Genomic DNA, 16,837 nt, shown 5'->3' with positions numbered 1-16,837 from the left:
ACGGTCGCGGCGCGAGATGCGTCGTGGACTTTCGAGGAGGGAGCTAGATGTCGTCTGTGCAAATCCGCGACGTGCGGAAATCGTTCGGCAATTTTGAAGTCCTGCACGGCGTTTCGATTCCGATCGAGGACGGCCAGTTCGTCGTCCTGGTTGGCCCCTCCGGCTGCGGCAAGTCGACGCTTCTGCGCATGCTCGCCGGTCTCGAGAACATCACCTCCGGCACGATCTCGATCGGCGACCGCGTCGTCAACAATGTCCAGCCCAAGGAGCGGGACATTGCGATGGTGTTCCAGAACTACGCGCTCTATCCGCACATGACGGTCGGCGAGAACATGGGCTTCTCGATGAAGCTGCGTGGCGAGAGCACCGAAGAGATCAACAAGCGCGTCAAGCGCGCCGCCGAGATCCTGGCGCTGTCGCCGCTGCTCGAACGCTATCCGCGCCAGCTCTCCGGCGGCCAGCGCCAGCGCGTCGCCATGGGCCGCGCCATCGTGCGCGATCCGCAGGTGTTCCTGTTCGATGAGCCCTTGTCGAACCTCGACGCCAAGCTGCGCGTCGCGATGCGCACCGAGATCAAGGAGCTGCACCAGCGGCTGAAGACCACGACCGTCTACGTCACCCACGATCAGATCGAGGCCATGACCATGGCCGACAAGATCGTCGTCATGCATGACGGCATCGTCGAGCAGATGGGGACGCCGCTCGAGCTCTACGACAAGCCCGATAACCAGTTCGTCGCCGGCTTCATCGGCTCGCCATCCATGAACTTCCTGAAGGGTCATGTGCGCGTCAACGGCGTCGCGACCTTCGAGGGCCCGAACGGCGTCAAGCTGCCGCTCCAGAACGCGCCGGCGGCGTCCGATGGCCGTCCTGTCGTTTACGGCGTACGTCCCGAGCATTTCACCATCGCTGACGACGGCGCCGATGCCGAGATCGTCGTGGTCGAGCCGACCGGCTCGGAAACGCAGGTGTTTGCGAAGCTCGGTGGTGAGCAGGTCGTCGCGGTCTTCCGCGAACGTCACCAGTTCAACCCGGGTGACAAGGTCAAGCTGAAGCCCGATCCTTCCGTGATTCATCTGTTCGACGAGGCGACGGGCAAGCGAGTGTAGCGAGGCCGAAGAACGGCCAAAGACGACCAATACAAGACGACCCAATACAAATATAAAATTTAGGGAGAGAACGATGAGCGATTTCGACAGGCGAAGTGTGCTTAAAGTCGGTCTGGGCGGCGCGGCGCTGCTGGCCGGCCCCGGCATCGTCCCGGTGCGCGCGGCGGAGTGGACCAACACGCCCGAGCCGAACGCCTCCATCCGCGTGCTGCGCTGGAAGCAGTTCATTCAGGCCGAATTCGACAAATTCGCCGAGCAGACCAAGGCGTTCTCCGAGAAGACCGGAGTCAAGGTCAAGCTCGAGGCCGAGAGCTGGGAAGACATCCGCCCGAAAGCCGCGGTTGCCGCCAATGTCGGTGCCGGTCCCGACCTGATCATCGGCACGCTCGATGATCCCCATAAATTCCCGGAAAAGCTGATCGACATGACTGACGTCGCCGACTATCTCGGCGCGCAGTATGGCGGCTGGTACCCGGTTGCCGAACGCTACGGCAAGAAGGGCAACAGCTGGATCGCCATTCCGCAGGGCGCGACCGGCGGCTGCCTGAACTACCGCGTCAGCCACGTGAAGGCCGCCGGCTTCGATGAATTTCCGAAGGACACCGCCGGCTTCCTCAAGCTCTGCCAGGCGCTGAAGAAGAACAACACGCCGGCCGGTTTCGCGCTCGGCCACGCCACGGGCGACGCCAACGGCTGGTGCCAGTGGGCGCTGTGGGCCTTCGGCGGCAAGGTCGTCAACGACAAGAACGAGGTCGTGATCGACTCGCCGGAGACGATCGCCGCGCTCGAATACGTCAAGCAGCTCTACGAGACCTTCATCCCCGGCGTGCTGTCGTGGAATGACTCGAACAACAACAAGGCGTTCCTCAACGGCGAGCTCAGCCTGACGCTGAACGGTATCTCGATCTGGACCGTCGGCAAGAACTCCACCGATCCGAAGCAGCAGGAAATTGCCAAGGACATGAACCACGCGCCGATGCCGATCGGTCCCGTGGGCGTGTCGACCGAGCAGCAGAACGTGCTCGTCTATTACGGCTACAAGCACTCGAAGTATCCCAAGGCGGTCAAGGAGTACATCAAGTTCATGATGGACAAGGCGAACTACGACGCCTGGGAGGTCTCCTCCAACGGCTACGTGTCGCCGCCGCTGCCGGCCTACAACGACAACCCGGTGTGGACGTCGGATCCGAAGATCACGCCGTATCGCGACTGCCTGAAGCGCTGCCGCGACAACGGCTTTGCCGGCGATCTCGGCTATGCCTCTGCCGCCGTGATGGGCGACTTCGTCGTCGTCGACATGTTCGCCGAGGCGGCGTCGGGCTCCGTGACGCCGAAGGCGGCAGCCGCACGCGCAGCCGAGCGCGCCAAGCGCTACTACCAGGTCTGATCAGCTGCAATCTACGCGGCGTCCGGTTCGCCGGACGCCGCGACTCTTCGTCAAGGGGAATCCGACATGGCAGTTATGGCCGAGTCCGCAGCCGCGCAGGTCAAGCGCAGCAGCTTGTGGACCAGAGCATTCGAGAGCCGGAATTTCCTCGGCGCGATGTTCATGGTGCCGGCAATCGCCATCCTCATCCTGTTTCTGGCCTACCCGCTGGCGCTGGGCTTCTGGCTCGGCATGACCGATACCAAGATCGGCGGAGCCGGGCGCTACATCGGCTTCCAGAACTTCGTCTCGCTGTCGAAGGACTCGGTGTTCTGGCTGTCGGTGTTCAACACGATCTTCTACACGGTCGCCGCCAGCGCGGTGAAATTCGCCATCGGCCTCTATTTGGCGCTGCTGCTCAACGAGCGGCTACCGTTCAAGTCGATGGTCCGCGCCATCGTCCTGTTGCCCTTCGTCGTGCCCACGGTGCTTTCTGCAATCGCGTTCTGGTGGATCTATGACAGCCAGTTTTCGATCATCTCCTGGGTGTTGATCAAGGCCGGCCTGATCACACGCTACATCGATTTCCTCGGCGATCCCTGGAATGCGCGCTGGTCGGTCGTCGCCGCCAATATCTGGCGCGGCGTGCCTTTCGTGGCGATCACGCTGCTGGCGGGACTTCAGACCATCTCGCCCTCGCTCTATGAGGCCGCCAATCTCGACGGCGCCACCAATCTGCAGCGCTTCCGCCACATCACGCTGCCGATGCTGTCGCCGATCATCGCGGTCGTGATGACGTTCTCGGTGCTGATGACCTTCACGGACTTCCAGCTCATCTACACCATCACGCGGGGTGGGCCGATCAACTCCACCCATCTGATGGCGACGCTGTCGTTCCAGCGCGCCATCACCGGCGGCAATCTGGGCGAGGGCGCGGCGATCTCGAACGCGATGATTCCGTTCCTGGTCGCCGCGATCCTGCTCAGCTTCTTTGGGCTTCAGCGTTCCCGCTGGCAGCAGGGCGGGAGGGACTGACCATGACCACGGCAGACGACCAAAGCGTCGGAATGGACTACCTCGAGAGCTTCCCGCGGAAGTTTTTTCGGGTCTACCTTCCGCTCGGCCTGATCATCTTCTTCCTGCTGTTCCCGTTCTACTGGATGGCGGTCGCGACGTTCAAGCCGGACGCGGAAATGTACGACTACGAAAAGTACAATCCGTTCTGGATCGTGCATCCGACCCTGGAGCACATCAAGAAGCTGTTCTTCGACACCGACTATCCGCTCTGGATGTGGAACACCGTGATCGTCTCGGTGTCCTCGACCTTCATTTCGCTGTTCGCCAGCGTCTGCGCCGCCTATGCGATCGAGCGCCTGCGCTACAAGGGCTCGCGCTATGTCGGCCTCGCGATCTTTCTCGGCTATCTCGTGCCGCCCTCGATCCTGTTCATTCCGCTGGCGGCGATCGTGTTTCAGCTCGGCCTGTTCGACGGCAATCTGGCGCTGATCCTGACCTATCCGACCTTCCTGATCCCGTTCTGCACCTGGCTCCTGATGGGCTATTTCCGCACCATCCCCTATGAGCTGGAGGAGTGTGCGCTGATCGACGGGGCGACGCGGCTGCAGATTCTGATGAAGATCACGCTGCCGCTGTCGCTGCCGGGCGTGATCTCGGCGGGCATCTTCGCCTTCACGTTGTCCTGGAACGAGTTCATCTACGCGCTGACCTTCATCTCCTCGTCCGAGAACAAGACGATCCCTGTCGGCGCGATCACCGAGCTCGTCAATGGCGACGTCTACCATTGGGGGGCGCTGATGGCGGCGGCTCTGACCGGCTCGGTTCCCGTAGTTATCCTTTATTCCTTCTTCGTGGAGTATTATGTGTCGGCGATGACCGGCGCCGTGAAGGAATGATCGCGGGGCCTGCCTTGAGCGCGCGCCAGGACGAATCGCCGAAACCGGCGCGTTCCGGCCAATAAAAAGGAGTAGGCTCTTGCACATTCTGGTTCTGGGCGCCGCCGGCATGGTCGGCCGCAAATTGTGCGAACGGTTGTTGCGCGACGGCCGGCTCGGCAAGAGCGACATCACCAAGCTGACCATGCATGACGTGGTCGAGCCGAAGGCGCCGGAAAAAGCCGGCTTTGCCGTCGAGACCGTGTCGAGCGATTTCGCCGTGCCGGGTGCGGCCGAAAAGCTGATCGCCGGCCGTCCGGACGTGATCTTTCATCTCGCCGCGATCGTCTCGGGCGAAGCCGAGCTCGATTTCGACAAGGGCTACCGCATCAATCTCGACGGCACGCGGATGCTGCTCGATGCCGTCAGGCTCGCAGGCGGCGGCTACAAGCCGCGCGTGGTGTTCACGTCCTCGATCGCGGTGTTCGGCGCGCCGTTCCCCGATGCGATCGGCGACGAGTTCTTCCACACGCCGCTTCTGAGCTACGGTACGCAGAAGGCGATCGGCGAATTGCTGCTGGCCGACTATTCCCGCCGCGGCTTTCTCGACGGCATCGGCATCCGCCTGCCGACCATCTGCATTCGGCCCGGCCTGCCCAACAAGGCAGCATCGGGCTTCTTCTCCAACATCCTGCGCGAGCCGCTGGCCGGCAAGGAAGTGGTCCTTCCCGTATCCGAAGACGTCCGCCACTGGCATGCCACGCCGCGCTCCGCCGTCGGCTTCCTGCTGCATGCCGCCACCATGGACCTCGCAGCGGTGGGGCCGCGCCGCAACTTGACCATGCCGGGCCTGTCGGCGACGGTTGGCGAGCAGATCGCTGCGCTGAAACGCGTCGCCGGCGACAAGGTCGCCGCCCGCATCAAGCGGGAGCCCGATCCCTTCATCGTCGGCATCGTCGGCGGCTGGCCGCGCAACTTCAATGCAAAGCGGTCGCTCGAGCTCGGCTTCACCACCGCCGAGAAGACTTTCGACGACATCATCCGCATTCACATCGAAGACGAGCTCGGCGGCAATTTCGTCGCCTGATCTCTGACTGAGCGGGTAAAGTGATGGCGAGCGTTGCTTGCATCGGCGAATGCATGGTCGAGCTCCGGCAGGCCCAGGGTGGACAATCCGCCGGACATTCCAGCGGGCAGGGCGGGGGCCTCTACTCGCGTGGATTCGGCGGCGACACGCTCAACACGGCCGTTTACCTCGCGCGGCTCGAGGTCAAGGTCGATTATCTCACCGCGCTTGGCGACGATGCCCTGAGCGATGAGATGATCGCGGCCTGGACTGCGGAGGGCGTCGGCACCAGGCGCGTCGTGCGGCTGCCGGGCAAGCTGCCCGGCCTCTACATGATCCAGCTCGATGCAAAGGGCGAGCGCCAGTTCTTCCACTGGCGCGACAGTGCGGCGGCGCGCCAGCTGATGAATCTGCCGGAGACCGACGATCTCCTCAACTCGCTGATGAGCTACGACATCGTCTATCTCTCCGCGATCACGCTCTCGATCTACGACGCGGCCGGGCGCGAGCGCCTGTTCGCGGCGATCAAGCGCGCGCGCCTGCTCGGCACCCGCTTCGTGTTCGACACCAATTTCCGCGCGCGGGGATGGCCGGATCGCGACGTCGCGCGCGAGGTGTTTTCAGCCGCCTTCGCGGCTGCCGACATCGTGCTGACCTCGACCGAGGATCTGCTCGCTCTTTATCCCGGCGAGAGCCACGAGCGGTTGATGGCGCGCATCCCGAGCCCTGAGCTGGTGTTCCGGCTCGCCGATCCGGTCAGCCTGCTGCGTTTTCCCGGGGGGCCCTACGAGGTTCGCGCCGAGCCCATGACCAAACCCGTGGTCGACACCACCGCGGCCGGCGACAGTTTTGCCGCGGCCTATATCGCGGCGCGGCTCGCCGGTTCCGACCCGGTCGAGGCCGCCCAGGCCGGGCACCGCCTCGCCAGCCTCGTGATCTGCTATTCCGGCGCCATCATTCCGGGTTATGCCATGCCGCCGAAGAAACGGCACCGGCCGGCGACGACGCGTCAGGCGACCAAGTGAAACGAAAGCCAAGATGACCACTACTGCCCAGCAGAACCACCTCGTCGCGCTGTTCAAGGCCGCGATCGTCATTCCCGTCCTCACCATCGAGCGTATCCAGGATGCTGTGCCGCTGGCGCGTGCGCTGGTGGCCGGCGGCGTCCGCACGCTGGAGGTGACCATGCGGACCCCCGTTGCGATCGAGGCGGCGAGGGCGATGATGGCCGAGGTGCCCGAGGCGGTGGTCGGCATCGGCACGATTCTCAATCCGGCCGACTTCACGCGTGTCGAGAAGCTCGGCGTTGCGTTCGGCATCAGCCCGGGCTTGACCCCGGACCTCTTGAAGGCCGCCACCCATAGCTCCTTGCCGTTTGCGCCGGGCATCGCCACCGCGTCCGAGCTGATGATGGCGCTGTCCTACGGCTTCGACGTCGCAAAATTTTTCCCGGCCGAGCAGGCCGGCGGCATCAAGGGGCTGCGTTCGCTGGGTGGGCCGTTCCCGAACGTGCGGTTCTGCCCGACCGGCGGGGTCGGCGAGGCCAATGCGGCGACCTGGCTCGCGGAGCCCAATGTGGTCGCGGTCGGCGGTTCCTGGCTGTGCCCGACGGCGGAGATCAGGGCCGGGAACTGGGCCGGCATAACTGCCATCTGCCAGCGCACCCTCCAGGCCCTTAAACCCGCGTGAAGTCTTGCCATCCCTGCGCTAAGACTTAGCTCAGCAAGAGACCGCCAGGGAGAAAGATCATGACCGCCAGCATCGTCGGATGGGCGCATACGCCATTCGGCAAGTTCGACACCGAGACCGTGGAAAGCCTTGTGGTGAAGGTCGCCAATGAGGCGCTGGCGGATGCCGGCATTTCGGCCGGCGATGTCGACGAGATCGTGCTCGGCCATTTCAACGCCGGCTTCTCGCCCCAGGATTTTACCGCCTCACTGGTGCTTCAGGCCGACCCGGAGCTGCGCTTCAAGCCGGCGACCCGGGTCGAGAACGCCTGCGCCACCGGCTCCGCCGCCGTCCATCAGGGCGTGCGCGCGATCGCGGCCGGCGCGGCCAGGATTGTCCTCGTTGTCGGCGTCGAACAGATGACGCGCACGCCGGGGCCGGAGATCGGCAAGAACCTGCTCAAGGCGTCCTATCTGCCCGAGGACGGCGACACCGTCGGCGGCTTCGCCGGCGTGTTCGGCAAGATCGCCAGCTCCTATTTCCAGAAATACGGCGATCAGTCCGATGCACTGGCGCTGATCGCAGCCAAGAACCACAAGAACGGCGTCGCCAATCCCTTCGCCCAGATGCGCAAGGACTTTGGCTTCGAGTTCTGCCGCGCCGAGAGCGAGAAGAACCCCTACGTTGCCGGCCCCCTGAAGCGCACCGACTGCTCGCTGGTCTCGGACGGTGCCGCTGCCCTGGTGCTGGCCGACGCGGAAACCGCCAAGGGCATGAGCAAGTCGATCGGCTTCCGCGCCACCGCGCACGCCCAGGATTTTCTGCCGATGTCCAAGCGCGACATCCTCCAGTTCGAGGGCTGCACGGTCGCCTGGCAGCGCGCGCTGGAGAAGGCGGGTGTTGCGCTCACCGATCTCTCTTTCGTCGAGACCCATGACTGCTTCACCGTCGCCGAGCTGATCGAGTACGAGGCGATGGGCCTGACGCCGAGGGGGCAGGGTGCCCGCGCCATCAAGGAAGGCTGGACGCTCAAGGACGGCAAGCTGCCGGTCAATCCGTCCGGCGGCCTGAAGGCCAAGGGCCATCCGATCGGCGCCACCGGCGTCTCCATGCATGTGATGACCGCGATGCAGCTCGCCGGCCAAGCGCCCGAGGGCATGCAGCTCAAGAACGCAAAACTCGGTGGCATCTTCAACATGGGCGGTGCGGCGGTCGCCAACTACGTCTCCGTACTGGAGCCGCTGAAGTAAGCTCCGACCTTGTAGGTGGGCAAAGGCGCGCAAGCGCCGTGCCCACCTTCTTATCTTGCGCTAGATCATGGTGGGCTCCCCCGGGGCCCTTAAAGCTCATGATCGATTTGCAGGGGATGCATCATGAGCAATGACTACGAAGATTCGCTGTCGATGGACGCACTCAACGATCGCATCGCGATTCTCGAGGACAATATCCGCCAGCTCATCGAGCAGGCCGCGGCCGCCTCGGGTGAGCAGAACGAGTCGCGGATCGCGGACCGCATCAACCAGCAGAATGAGGAGCTCGACCGTCTCCTCAAAGTGCGCGAATCCCGTCAGAAGAAATAGCCGACTTTCTTCGCCGGCGCATGCGGCCATACGCCGGCCGCCCTTGCGCACGTGCCGCCGCTGCCGTTAGCTGGACCGAAATCGCAGGGCTCATCTGAGCCCGCGCAATCGGGAGCGAACGATGGGGCCGCTGAAGGGCATCAAGGTCGTCGACATGACCACCGTGCTGATGGGTCCCTATGCGACCCAGATGCTCGGCGACTACGGCGCAGACGTCATCAAGGTGGAGTCTCTGGACGGCGACGTCACCCGCCTGATCGGCCCGATGCGGCACGCCGGCATGGGCCCGGTGTTCCTCAACACCAACCGCAGCAAGCGCTCGATCTGCCTCGACCTGAAGAAGCCCGCCGGCCGCGAGGCCGTACTGCGCTTGCTGAAGGACGCCGACGTGCTCGTCTACAATGTCCGCCCGCAGGCGATGGCGCGGCTTCAACTGGACTATGACGTTGTTTGCAAGATCAATCCGCGGCTGGTCTATGCCGGCGTGTTCGGCTTCGGCCAGGACGGGCCGTATGCCGCAAAGCCCGCCTATGACGATCTGATTCAGGGCGCCACCGCGCTGCCGGCCTTGATGGCGCAGACCGGTGACGGCGTGCCGCGCTATGTGCCGAACGCGCTGGTCGATCGCATCGTCGGCCTGACCGCCGTCGGCGCGATCTGCGCCAGCCTCGTCCACCGCGACCGCACCGGGCAAGGCCAGCGCGTCGACATCCCGATGTTCGAGACCATGGCTGGTTTCGTCATGGGCGACCACATGGGCGGATTGACCTACGAGCCGCCGCTCGACAAGGGCGGCTATGCCCGCCACCTCTCACGCGACCGCAGGCCCTACAAGACCTCGGACGGCTATCTCAGCGTCATCGTCTACAACGACAAGCAGTGGGAGAATTTCTTCAAGGCGACGGGACGCGACGACCTGCGCGCCGACGCGATGTTCGCGACATTCGCCGGCCGCGCCGCCAATATCGACGTCGTCTATGCCGAGCTCGCGCGCATCTTCGAGACGCGTTCCACGGCGGAATGGATCGACCTGCTGACCAGGGCGGACGTGCCTGTGATGCCGATGCACGACCTCGCGTCGATGCTGCACGACGAGCATCTGGAGGCTACCAACTTTTTTCCGGTGGTGAACCATCCAACCGAAGGGCCGATCCGAAGTATGAGGGTGACGGCGACCTGGTCCGAGACCGAGGCCGAACCGGTGCGGCTTGCGCCGCAGCTCAACGAGCACGGCGCGGAAATCCTGCGTGAGATCGGCTATTCCGCCGACGAGATCGACGCCATGGTCCGCGATGGCATCACCCGCTCGCCGCCCCGGAATGACGATGCACAGGTGCGTCCGTGAGCTTCATCACCGGTGTCGGCCTCACGCCTTTCGGCAAGCACGAAGGTTCGTCCTCGCTCGACCTGATGAGCAGGGCCGCGCAAACCGCGCTCGACGATGCCGGGCTCAAGCGCGCCGACATCGACGGCATCCTCTGCGGCTACTCCACCGTGTCGCCGCACATCATGCTGGCGACCGTCTTTGCCGAGCATTTTGGCATCCGCCCCGCTTACGCCCATGCCGTCCAGGTCGGCGGCGCGACCGGGCTCGCGATGACCATGCTCGCCCATCATCTCGTCGAGGCGGGCGTCGCCCGCAATGTGCTCGTCGTCGCCGGCGAGAACCGCCTCACCGGGCAGAGCCGCGATGCCTCGATCCAGGCGTTGGCGCAGGTCGGCCATCCCGACTACGAGGTGCCGCTCGGCCCGACCATTCCCGCCTATTACGGCCTGGTCGCTAACAGATACATGCACGAATACGGCGTGACCGAAGAAGGCCTCGCCGAATTCGCGGTGCTGATGCGCACCCATGCCTGCACTCATCCCGGTGCGCAATTCCACGATCCCATCGAGGTCGCCGACGTCATGGCCTCGAAGCCGGTGGCGATGCCGCTGAAGCTGCTCGATTGCTGCCCGGTGTCCGACGGCGGCGCGGCTTTCGTGATCAGCCGCGAGCGGACGGGAGAGGCCGGCGTGCGCATTCGCGGCTGTGCCCAGGCCCACACCCATCAGCACGTCACGGCAGCGCCCGCCCTGAGCCAACTCGGCGCTGAGATCTCCGTCGCCCGCGCCAGGGAGGCCACCGGCCTCGCGATTTCCGACGTGCGCTACGCCGCGATCTACGACAGCTTTACGATCACGCTCGCGATGCTGCTGGAAGACCTCGGCCTTGCTGGCCGGGGCGAGGCAGCCGCGCGCGTGCGCGCCGGCCATTTCAGCCGTGACGGCGCGATGCCGCTGAACACCCATGGCGGCCTGCTCAGCTACGGTCATTGCGGCGTCGGTGGCGCCATGGCGCATCTTGTCGAAACGCATCTGCAGATGACGGGGCGGGCGGCGAATCGTCAGGTGCGCGACGCCTCGATCGCGCTGCTGCACGGCGACGGCGGCGTGCTGTCGTCTCACGTGACCATGTTCCTGGAGCGGGTGCGATGAGCGAGCGTCTGGGCGACTGGACCAATGGCGAACACGCCGTCACCTATCAGACCTGCAGCGCATGCGGCCATGTGCAGTATTTTCGACGCGCCTTCTGCATGGCCTGCGGCGCGTCCGATCCGCGCGAGCAACGCGCCAGCGGCAAAGGCAGGGTCTACGCGGCCTCGCTGGTCTGCCGCGCCGCGACGCCTGAGACGCGGTCCCACGTGCCCTACAACATCCTGCTGGTCGATTGCGTCGAGGGCTTTCGCATGATGGCGCATGGTGAGAATGACCTCGCCATCGGCGATGAGGTCCATGCGAGCTTCAAACCGTTCGCTGGGAAGATTGTGCCGTTTTTCACGAAGAGATCATAGTAGGATTCGTCATTCGGGGGCGGTCCTGAGAGACCGAGCCTGGAACGGGAATTCTGGGCCTGGCCTGTGCGAGGGCCACCCCGGAATGACGAAAGCTCTCACCCGACTCTTAACTAGCGCCCGTAGAACAAGATGCTTGCGATGACGAGCATCGCCATCACCGCCAGCATATGCGCGAACGCTTCCGAGGCCGCCCCCTTGGTGGCTTCCTTCATGCCATTTTCTCCCTAGACTTGGGCGTGACTCATCGATGCGCGGTTAGCGCCCGACGGCCAATTGTTTTTACTCGGAACACCCCTTGCGAGTATCCACCGCGATCAAGTCCCCACGCGGCGAATATCGACTGTCCCAAGGTCGTTCAGCAATGCGGCGGCATTTTGACTCGATGTTGTTGCTCCTGCGGACGCGCAAGAATACAGTTTCGCGGAACTATCGCCGCTAACGACAAAAAACATCAAAGGCTTAGGGAAAACTTCAGGAAAATCATGGCCCGCATCAACTACAGCGACCCGTCCAAGGCATCCGACCGCACCCGCGAAATCCTCGACAAGAACCGTAATGCCAATATCTTCCGGATGATGTCGCATTCGCCGAGCTATTTCGAGCAGTATTGCCGGCTCGGCGGCGCCATCCGGCACAAGGGCGAGCTCGATCCGATCGTGCGCGAGCTCGCGATCACCCGCACCGGCATCCTGTGCGAGGCGCCGTATGAGATCGTCGCGCACAAGCGCATCGGCAAGAATGTTGGCGTCACCGACGAGCAGAACGAGGCGCTCGAGAACTGGCAGGCCGCGAGCTGTTTCGACGAGACGCAACGCGCCGCACTCGCCTTCACCGACGAGATCGTCAAGCTGAACAAGCCGGCCGATGCGACCTTCAAGGCGATCTCATCGAAACTGACGCCGGCCGCGCTCGTCGAGCTGCAGCTCTCTGTCGGCTTCTACATCATGACGTCGAAATTCCTGGAGACCTTTGAGATCGACCTTCAGCCGGTCACCGAAGTGGTAGGCTGATCGAGGCATTGCTGTGAGGGATGCTCATGACGATCGATGAATATGCCGCCTGGGCTGCAACGATTGCGAAAGTCGATGAGCGTCCGTCCAACGAACGGCTGGCCTATCTGGGCCTCGGACTCGCCGGGGAATCCGGCGAGGTGGCCGAGCACATCAAGAAGCTGCTCCGCGATGACTGGCTCGACCAGGCCGGCCTCGTCGATGAACTGGGCGATGTCATTTACTACTGGGCCTGCCTGTGCGTGGCTACCGGCCAGCAGCCATCCGAGCTGCTCAAGACCAGCGCCGCCAAGATCAAGCGGCGGATCAGCGAGGCGGCGAGCCGCTAGGCCGCTCAGGTCGAGGTCAAGATATCCACCCTGGCGTTGGCGACGATCAAGCGGTCGGCGAGAAGCTGCGCAAGATTGCGCATGATGCGTTCGCTGGCGTGCGGGTGCTGCTTGCGGAAGCGCTCGAACGCTTTCAGTGGCGCCTCGAACGCCGTCGCAGCCATATCCGCGAAGACGTCGGCGGAGCGAGTGGTCTCGATCAGGGCCATTTCGCCGAAGGCCATGCCGGCTGTGAGTGTTGCGAGCCGCACTCCGTCGGGCAGGGTGACATGCACCGCGCCGCTGCGCAGGAAGAACAGGGCATCGGCGGGACCGCCGGTGGTGAGGATCTTTGTCCCGGCTTGATAGGTCCGGATCGTGCAGATCGAGGCGAGGTCGGTCAGCTCTTCCTCGCTCATACCGGCCAGCAGCGGCTGTTCGGCGAGCTCGGTGGTCTCATGGAAGTCGATCGAGCCGCCGTAGCGGTAGACGATCTGGTCTTCGGCCCATTCGATTGCGGTGTCGAGCAGGTAGAAATCGCGGACGTTCTTGAGCTCCGCGGTCCATTCCCGCAGGCTGTCCCATTCCTTGGAGGCGCGCCTGACGCCTGACAGGACGACGGTCACATTCAGCGCCGCCAGCTCCTCGAATGCTTCGGCCACCAGTCGCGCCCCGGCGCGCGTGGTGGAGGTGACGCGGTGGAGATCGAAGATCACGAATTGCGGTCGCGGCCGGCCCGCAAGCCGGCGCGAGACATAGTCGACCGCCGACAGCGACAGCGTGCCGACCAGCTCGATGATCCGTACGTCCTGCTCGTGGGCTGCGAGAATATCGCGCTCCTGCGGGCGGCGCACGCGCCGCGACGGGCTCTTGCCGATGTCATAATCGGCGATGACGGCGTTGCGCGCATCGTCGCTGCGGTTGAGCATATGCAAATCGTAATGCGAGGACAGCGCCTCGCACACCTTGATGCCGCGTACGCTGTTGCCGTGCTTGTCGAGCCGTGGCGAGTAGCTGCCGAGTCCGAGGCGGGCAGGGAGGGCGGCGAGAATTCCGCCGCCGACGCCGCTCTTGGCGGGGATGCCGATTCGGTAGATCCATTCGCCGGCATAGTCGTACATGCCCGACGACGTCATCACCGACAGCGTGCGCGAGATCGCGTAAGCGCTCAGCACCTGCTCGCCCGTGACCGGGTTGAGGCCGCGGTTGGCGAGCGTTGCTGCCATTACCGCGATGTCGCGCGCGGTGACCAGCACCGCGCATTGCCGGAAATAGACGTCGAGCACGGCAGCGACATTGTCCGAGATCACCGCATTGGTCTTGAGGAGATAGCCGATGGCACGGTTGCGGTCGCCGGTCTGGCTTTCGGAAGCGTAGACGGCCTCGTCGACGGCGAGATCGCGGCCGGCAAAACGACTGAGCGCGAGGCGAATTTGCTCGAAGGCATCCGGAACCTTGCTGTCGTGGATCAGCCCGGTGCAGGCGATCGCGCCGGCATTGACCATCGGGTTGAATGGATGGTTCTCCGAATTGAGCCGGATCGAGTTGAAGGGATCGCCTGAAGGTTCGACGCCGATCGCGCTCTCGACCCTGCTTGCGCCGAGCAGGTCCAGAGCGAGTGCGAACACGAACGGCTTTGACATCGACTGGATGGTGAAGAGCACCCTGGAGTCGCCGACCTCGTAGACATGACCGTCCAGGGTCGCGAGGCTGATGCCGAAACAGGCAGGATCGGCCTTGCCGAGTTCGGGAATGTAGTCGGCGACCGCGCCCGAGCTCTCCGCCGAGAATTCGTTGAGGCAATTGTCCAGAAACCGCAGCAAAGGCGGCTTCGAACGGGTCCAGGCGGTGGCGAGAGGCGAAAGCGGTTTCATCGCCTCTCTTTGTGCAACGCAATCAGGGCACGCGCAACCCGTCCGGCACCATGGTCTGCCGCCGGACCAGCAGCAGGGCAAGCAAAACCGTGGGGACGAGGATGGCGAGGCCGAGCAGCGTCACCTGCATCTGCGAGAGCGGCATGATGCCGCCGCCGGGGGTGGCCACCACGAACCCGCCGATCACCAGCAGCACGCGGATCGGCCATTCCAGCGCGCCGGCGCCGCGGAGATCGCCGACGAAGGGCTGGTAGCCCTGGATGCCGCCGCAGATGAACAGCGTGCCGAACGCCGCAAGCGCCATCAGCCCGAGACCGGCGAGATAGGGGCTCGGTCCCTGCAGCACCAGCGCCGGATTGAGCACGAAGAAGAACGGGATGAAATAGATGATGCTGCCAACCCACATCGATTCCCAGCCCGTCTTCATCGCCGGCGAGCCGGCAATGCCTGCGGCCGCGAACGAGGCGATCGCGACCGGCGGGGTGATCGATGACAGCATGCCCCAGTAGAAGATGAACATGTGCACGGCCATCCTGTTCAGCCCGAGTTTCTCCAGCGCCGGCGCGACCAGGATGGCGAGGAAGATGTAGCAGGCCGTCGTGGTCAGCCCGAGCCCAAGGATCAGGCTGGTGAGGGCGCACATGCCGAGCAGCAGGAACGGATTGTCGCCGGCGATGCGCAGCAGGTCGTTGGCGAGGCTCGACACCACGCCGGTCATCGAGAAGGCGCCGATCAGCAGGCCGCAGCCGGCGAGGATGCCGACGAGCTCGACGAAGGTGCGCCCGTTGACCTCGAGGAATTTGCCGATGGTCGCGACAGTCCAGCGCGTGTCCTTCGAGAACAGCTGGTTGAGGACCAGAAGCAGGGCGGTGGCGTAGAATGGCGCATGGCTCTCGCGCTTGAAGTAGAGCAGCATCACGATCAGCAGCGCGATCACGAAGACGTAGTACCAGCCGTCCTTGATTGTATCCATGACCCGCGGCAGCTCCGCGCGCGGAATGCCCTTCAGCCCGTGTCGCGCGGCGTAGGAATCGACCTGCATGAACAGGCCGATGTAATAGAGCACCGCCGGAATGATCGCCGCGATCGCGACATCGGCGTAGCTGACATTGAGGAATTGCGCGATCACGAAGGCGGTCGCGCCCATCACCGGCGGCGCCAGCACCGCGCCGGTCGAGGCACAGGCCTCGATCGCGCCGGCATAGGACGCGCGAAAGCCGCTCTTCTTCATCACCGGAATGGTCATGGTGCCGGCGGTGAGCACGTTGGAGATGATCGAGCCCGACATCATGCCGAGCAGCCCGCTGGCGAAGATGCAGACCTTCGCCGCGCCGCCGCGGAAGGTGCCGCACAGTGCGAAGGCGAGATTGATGAAGAACTTTCCGGCACCGGTCATCATCAACGCGGTGCCGAATACCAGGAAGCCGATTACGGTGTCGGCAAACGCCTGGATGGGAATGCCGAGCAGGCTCTCGCCCGACAGCACGTGATAGGCGGTCGCCTGCTCCAGAGTCGATTGCGTGCCGCGGAACGGACCTAACCAGCTGGATTCTGCGAACAGGGGATAAACGGTGAAGGGAAGCACGCTCAGAAGCAGGCTCCAGCCGCCGGTCCGGCGCAGCGCCTCCATCAGCATCACCCACATCACGAGACCCGCGGCGGTCACGCTGTTCGGCGCGCCGCCGAATTCCCAGCCGGCCTCCGCGGCCTTGCGGACGTTCGACATCAACACGAGCGCCGCGGCAAAAGTCACGACAAAGCAGAGGAGGTCATACCAGGGAATGCGATCAAGCGGCGCGCGCGGGGTCCCCGGGAAGATCAGGAACGTGAACGGCAGCATCAGGGCGATCAGGAGATAAAAGCACTCCGTGTTGAGCTGGGTGTAGCCGACGAAGAAGCGCAGCGAGAATTGCTGGTTGATGCAGAGCAGGATGGTCGCTGCGGTCGCGACGACGAGCGTCCAGCGCCAGGCCCCGCGCAAGCTTCGCACGCGCGTGACCTCCGCCTCCTGCATGTTGCCGGCCGCGCCATGCGGATCGTCGAACACGATCCGCTTGGCCTCGTCCTGCGGGGCGGTGGAGACTGAAGCAGACGACATGATCGACCCCGCGCGTGGGCAATTAACGC

The 16,837-nt window shown here is 64.2% G+C and carries 16 protein-coding genes; 14 read left to right on the top strand and 2 right to left on the bottom strand.

Annotated features, from left to right (window positions below; genetic code table 11):
• The first annotated feature begins 47 nt into the window (after window positions 1-47).
• The 14 genes from AC0L27_RS06085 (at window position 48) to AC0L27_RS06020 (ending at window position 12,857) form a co-directional block, all read left to right on the top strand.
• Window positions 48-1,109 carry an ABC transporter ATP-binding protein gene (locus AC0L27_RS06085; RefSeq protein WP_275167336.1) on the top strand — a complete coding sequence of 354 codons (1,062 nt, stop codon included), beginning with the start codon at window positions 48-50 and terminating at the stop codon, window positions 1,107-1,109.
• Window positions 1,110-1,182: 73 nt separating this feature from the next.
• On the top strand, window positions 1,183-2,496 hold the full coding sequence (locus AC0L27_RS06080) for an ABC transporter substrate-binding protein (protein ID WP_106943144.1): 1,314 nt from the start codon (window positions 1,183-1,185) through the stop codon (window positions 2,494-2,496).
• Between the two features lie 66 nt (window positions 2,497-2,562).
• The gene (locus AC0L27_RS06075; RefSeq protein ID WP_354204160.1) at window positions 2,563-3,510 is read left to right on the top strand and encodes a carbohydrate ABC transporter permease; all 948 of its coding nucleotides are present in this window, start codon (window positions 2,563-2,565) and stop codon (window positions 3,508-3,510) included.
• Window positions 3,511-3,512: 2 nt separating this feature from the next.
• Window positions 3,513-4,388 carry a carbohydrate ABC transporter permease gene (locus tag AC0L27_RS06070; protein ID WP_007592322.1) on the top strand — a complete coding sequence of 292 codons (876 nt, stop codon included), beginning with the start codon at window positions 3,513-3,515 and terminating at the stop codon, window positions 4,386-4,388.
• Window positions 4,389-4,467: 79 nt separating this feature from the next.
• Window positions 4,468-5,454, top strand: coding sequence for a D-erythronate dehydrogenase (denD, locus tag AC0L27_RS06065; protein ID WP_354100808.1), 987 nt, complete (start codon window positions 4,468-4,470; stop codon window positions 5,452-5,454).
• Window positions 5,455-5,477: 23 nt separating this feature from the next.
• Complete coding sequence (locus tag AC0L27_RS06060) at window positions 5,478-6,458, top strand: sugar kinase (protein ID WP_354204158.1); 981 nt, start codon at window positions 5,478-5,480, stop codon at window positions 6,456-6,458.
• Window positions 6,459-6,471: 13 nt separating this feature from the next.
• A complete protein-coding gene (eda, locus tag AC0L27_RS06055) occupies window positions 6,472-7,122 on the top strand; it encodes a bifunctional 4-hydroxy-2-oxoglutarate aldolase/2-dehydro-3-deoxy-phosphogluconate aldolase (RefSeq protein ID WP_354254907.1) in 651 nt (216 codons plus the stop codon).
• A 59-nt stretch (window positions 7,123-7,181) separates the two neighbouring features.
• The gene (locus tag AC0L27_RS06050; protein WP_275167331.1) at window positions 7,182-8,351 is read left to right on the top strand and encodes an acetyl-CoA acetyltransferase; all 1,170 of its coding nucleotides are present in this window, start codon (window positions 7,182-7,184) and stop codon (window positions 8,349-8,351) included.
• 123 nt (window positions 8,352-8,474) lie between these two features.
• Window positions 8,475-8,681 carry a hypothetical protein gene (locus AC0L27_RS06045; RefSeq protein ID WP_007592312.1) on the top strand — a complete coding sequence of 69 codons (207 nt, stop codon included), beginning with the start codon at window positions 8,475-8,477 and terminating at the stop codon, window positions 8,679-8,681.
• A gap of 121 nt (window positions 8,682-8,802) precedes the next feature.
• Entirely contained in the window at window positions 8,803-10,026 is a 1,224-nt protein-coding gene (locus tag AC0L27_RS06040) for a CaiB/BaiF CoA transferase family protein (protein ID WP_354204153.1), read from the top strand.
• A complete protein-coding gene (locus AC0L27_RS06035; RefSeq protein ID WP_354204151.1) occupies window positions 10,023-11,159 on the top strand; it encodes a thiolase family protein in 1,137 nt (378 codons plus the stop codon). Before AC0L27_RS06040 ends, AC0L27_RS06035 begins: the two co-directional genes overlap by 4 nt.
• Window positions 11,156-11,515 carry a Zn-ribbon domain-containing OB-fold protein gene (locus tag AC0L27_RS06030; RefSeq protein ID WP_354204149.1) on the top strand — a complete coding sequence of 120 codons (360 nt, stop codon included), beginning with the start codon at window positions 11,156-11,158 and terminating at the stop codon, window positions 11,513-11,515. Before AC0L27_RS06035 ends, AC0L27_RS06030 begins: the two co-directional genes overlap by 4 nt.
• A gap of 485 nt (window positions 11,516-12,000) precedes the next feature.
• Window positions 12,001-12,528 carry a carboxymuconolactone decarboxylase family protein gene (locus AC0L27_RS06025; protein WP_354204147.1) on the top strand — a complete coding sequence of 176 codons (528 nt, stop codon included), beginning with the start codon at window positions 12,001-12,003 and terminating at the stop codon, window positions 12,526-12,528.
• Window positions 12,529-12,554: 26 nt separating this feature from the next.
• On the top strand, window positions 12,555-12,857 hold the full coding sequence (locus tag AC0L27_RS06020; RefSeq protein ID WP_007609049.1) for a nucleoside triphosphate pyrophosphohydrolase family protein: 303 nt from the start codon (window positions 12,555-12,557) through the stop codon (window positions 12,855-12,857).
• Window positions 12,858-12,862: 5 nt separating this feature from the next.
• Here AC0L27_RS06020 and glsA read toward each other — a convergent pair whose 3' ends face one another.
• Both glsA and AC0L27_RS06010 read right to left on the bottom strand, forming a co-directional pair.
• Window positions 12,863-14,710, bottom strand: a complete 1,848-nt coding sequence (gene glsA / locus AC0L27_RS06015) for a glutaminase A (protein WP_473318112.1) — start codon at window positions 14,708-14,710, stop codon at window positions 12,863-12,865.
• A gap of 22 nt (window positions 14,711-14,732) precedes the next feature.
• Window positions 14,733-16,808: a TRAP transporter permease gene (locus tag AC0L27_RS06010; protein ID WP_473318110.1), complete on the bottom strand. Its 2,076-nt coding sequence runs from the start codon at window positions 16,806-16,808 to the stop codon at window positions 14,733-14,735.
• Window positions 16,809-16,837: the final 29 nt, after the last annotated feature.

This window comes from Bradyrhizobium sp. Ken51 (assembly GCF_055807435.1).
Note: the sequence above shows the minus strand (reverse complement) of the source record. Positions and strands in the feature narration are given on the sequence as shown.

Excerpts from the sequence above, each read along its gene's own strand:
- AC0L27_RS06060 (WP_354204158.1), top strand. The coding sequence starts at position 5,478 with ATGGCGAGCGTTGCTTGCATCGGCGAATGCATGGTCGAGCTCCGGCAG.
- eda (WP_354254907.1), top strand. The coding sequence starts at position 6,472 with ATGACCACTACTGCCCAGCAGAACCACCTCGTCGCGCTGTTCAAGGCC.
- AC0L27_RS06050 (WP_275167331.1), top strand. The coding sequence starts at position 7,182 with ATGACCGCCAGCATCGTCGGATGGGCGCATACGCCATTCGGCAAGTTC.
- AC0L27_RS06045 (WP_007592312.1), top strand. The coding sequence starts at position 8,475 with ATGAGCAATGACTACGAAGATTCGCTGTCGATGGACGCACTCAACGAT.
- AC0L27_RS06010 (WP_473318110.1), bottom strand. The coding sequence starts at position 16,808 with ATGTCGTCTGCTTCAGTCTCCACCGCCCCGCAGGACGAGGCCAAGCGG.
- AC0L27_RS06075 (WP_354204160.1), top strand. The coding sequence starts at position 2,563 with ATGGCAGTTATGGCCGAGTCCGCAGCCGCGCAGGTCAAGCGCAGCAGC.
- AC0L27_RS06020 (WP_007609049.1), top strand. The coding sequence starts at position 12,555 with ATGACGATCGATGAATATGCCGCCTGGGCTGCAACGATTGCGAAAGTC.
- AC0L27_RS06025 (WP_354204147.1), top strand. The coding sequence starts at position 12,001 with ATGGCCCGCATCAACTACAGCGACCCGTCCAAGGCATCCGACCGCACC.
- AC0L27_RS06085 (WP_275167336.1), top strand. The coding sequence starts at position 48 with ATGTCGTCTGTGCAAATCCGCGACGTGCGGAAATCGTTCGGCAATTTT.
- AC0L27_RS06070 (WP_007592322.1), top strand. The coding sequence starts at position 3,513 with ATGACCACGGCAGACGACCAAAGCGTCGGAATGGACTACCTCGAGAGC.
- AC0L27_RS06040 (WP_354204153.1), top strand. The coding sequence starts at position 8,803 with ATGGGGCCGCTGAAGGGCATCAAGGTCGTCGACATGACCACCGTGCTG.
- glsA (WP_473318112.1), bottom strand. The coding sequence starts at position 14,710 with ATGAAACCGCTTTCGCCTCTCGCCACCGCCTGGACCCGTTCGAAGCCG.
- AC0L27_RS06030 (WP_354204149.1), top strand. The coding sequence starts at position 11,156 with ATGAGCGAGCGTCTGGGCGACTGGACCAATGGCGAACACGCCGTCACC.
- AC0L27_RS06080 (WP_106943144.1), top strand. The coding sequence starts at position 1,183 with ATGAGCGATTTCGACAGGCGAAGTGTGCTTAAAGTCGGTCTGGGCGGC.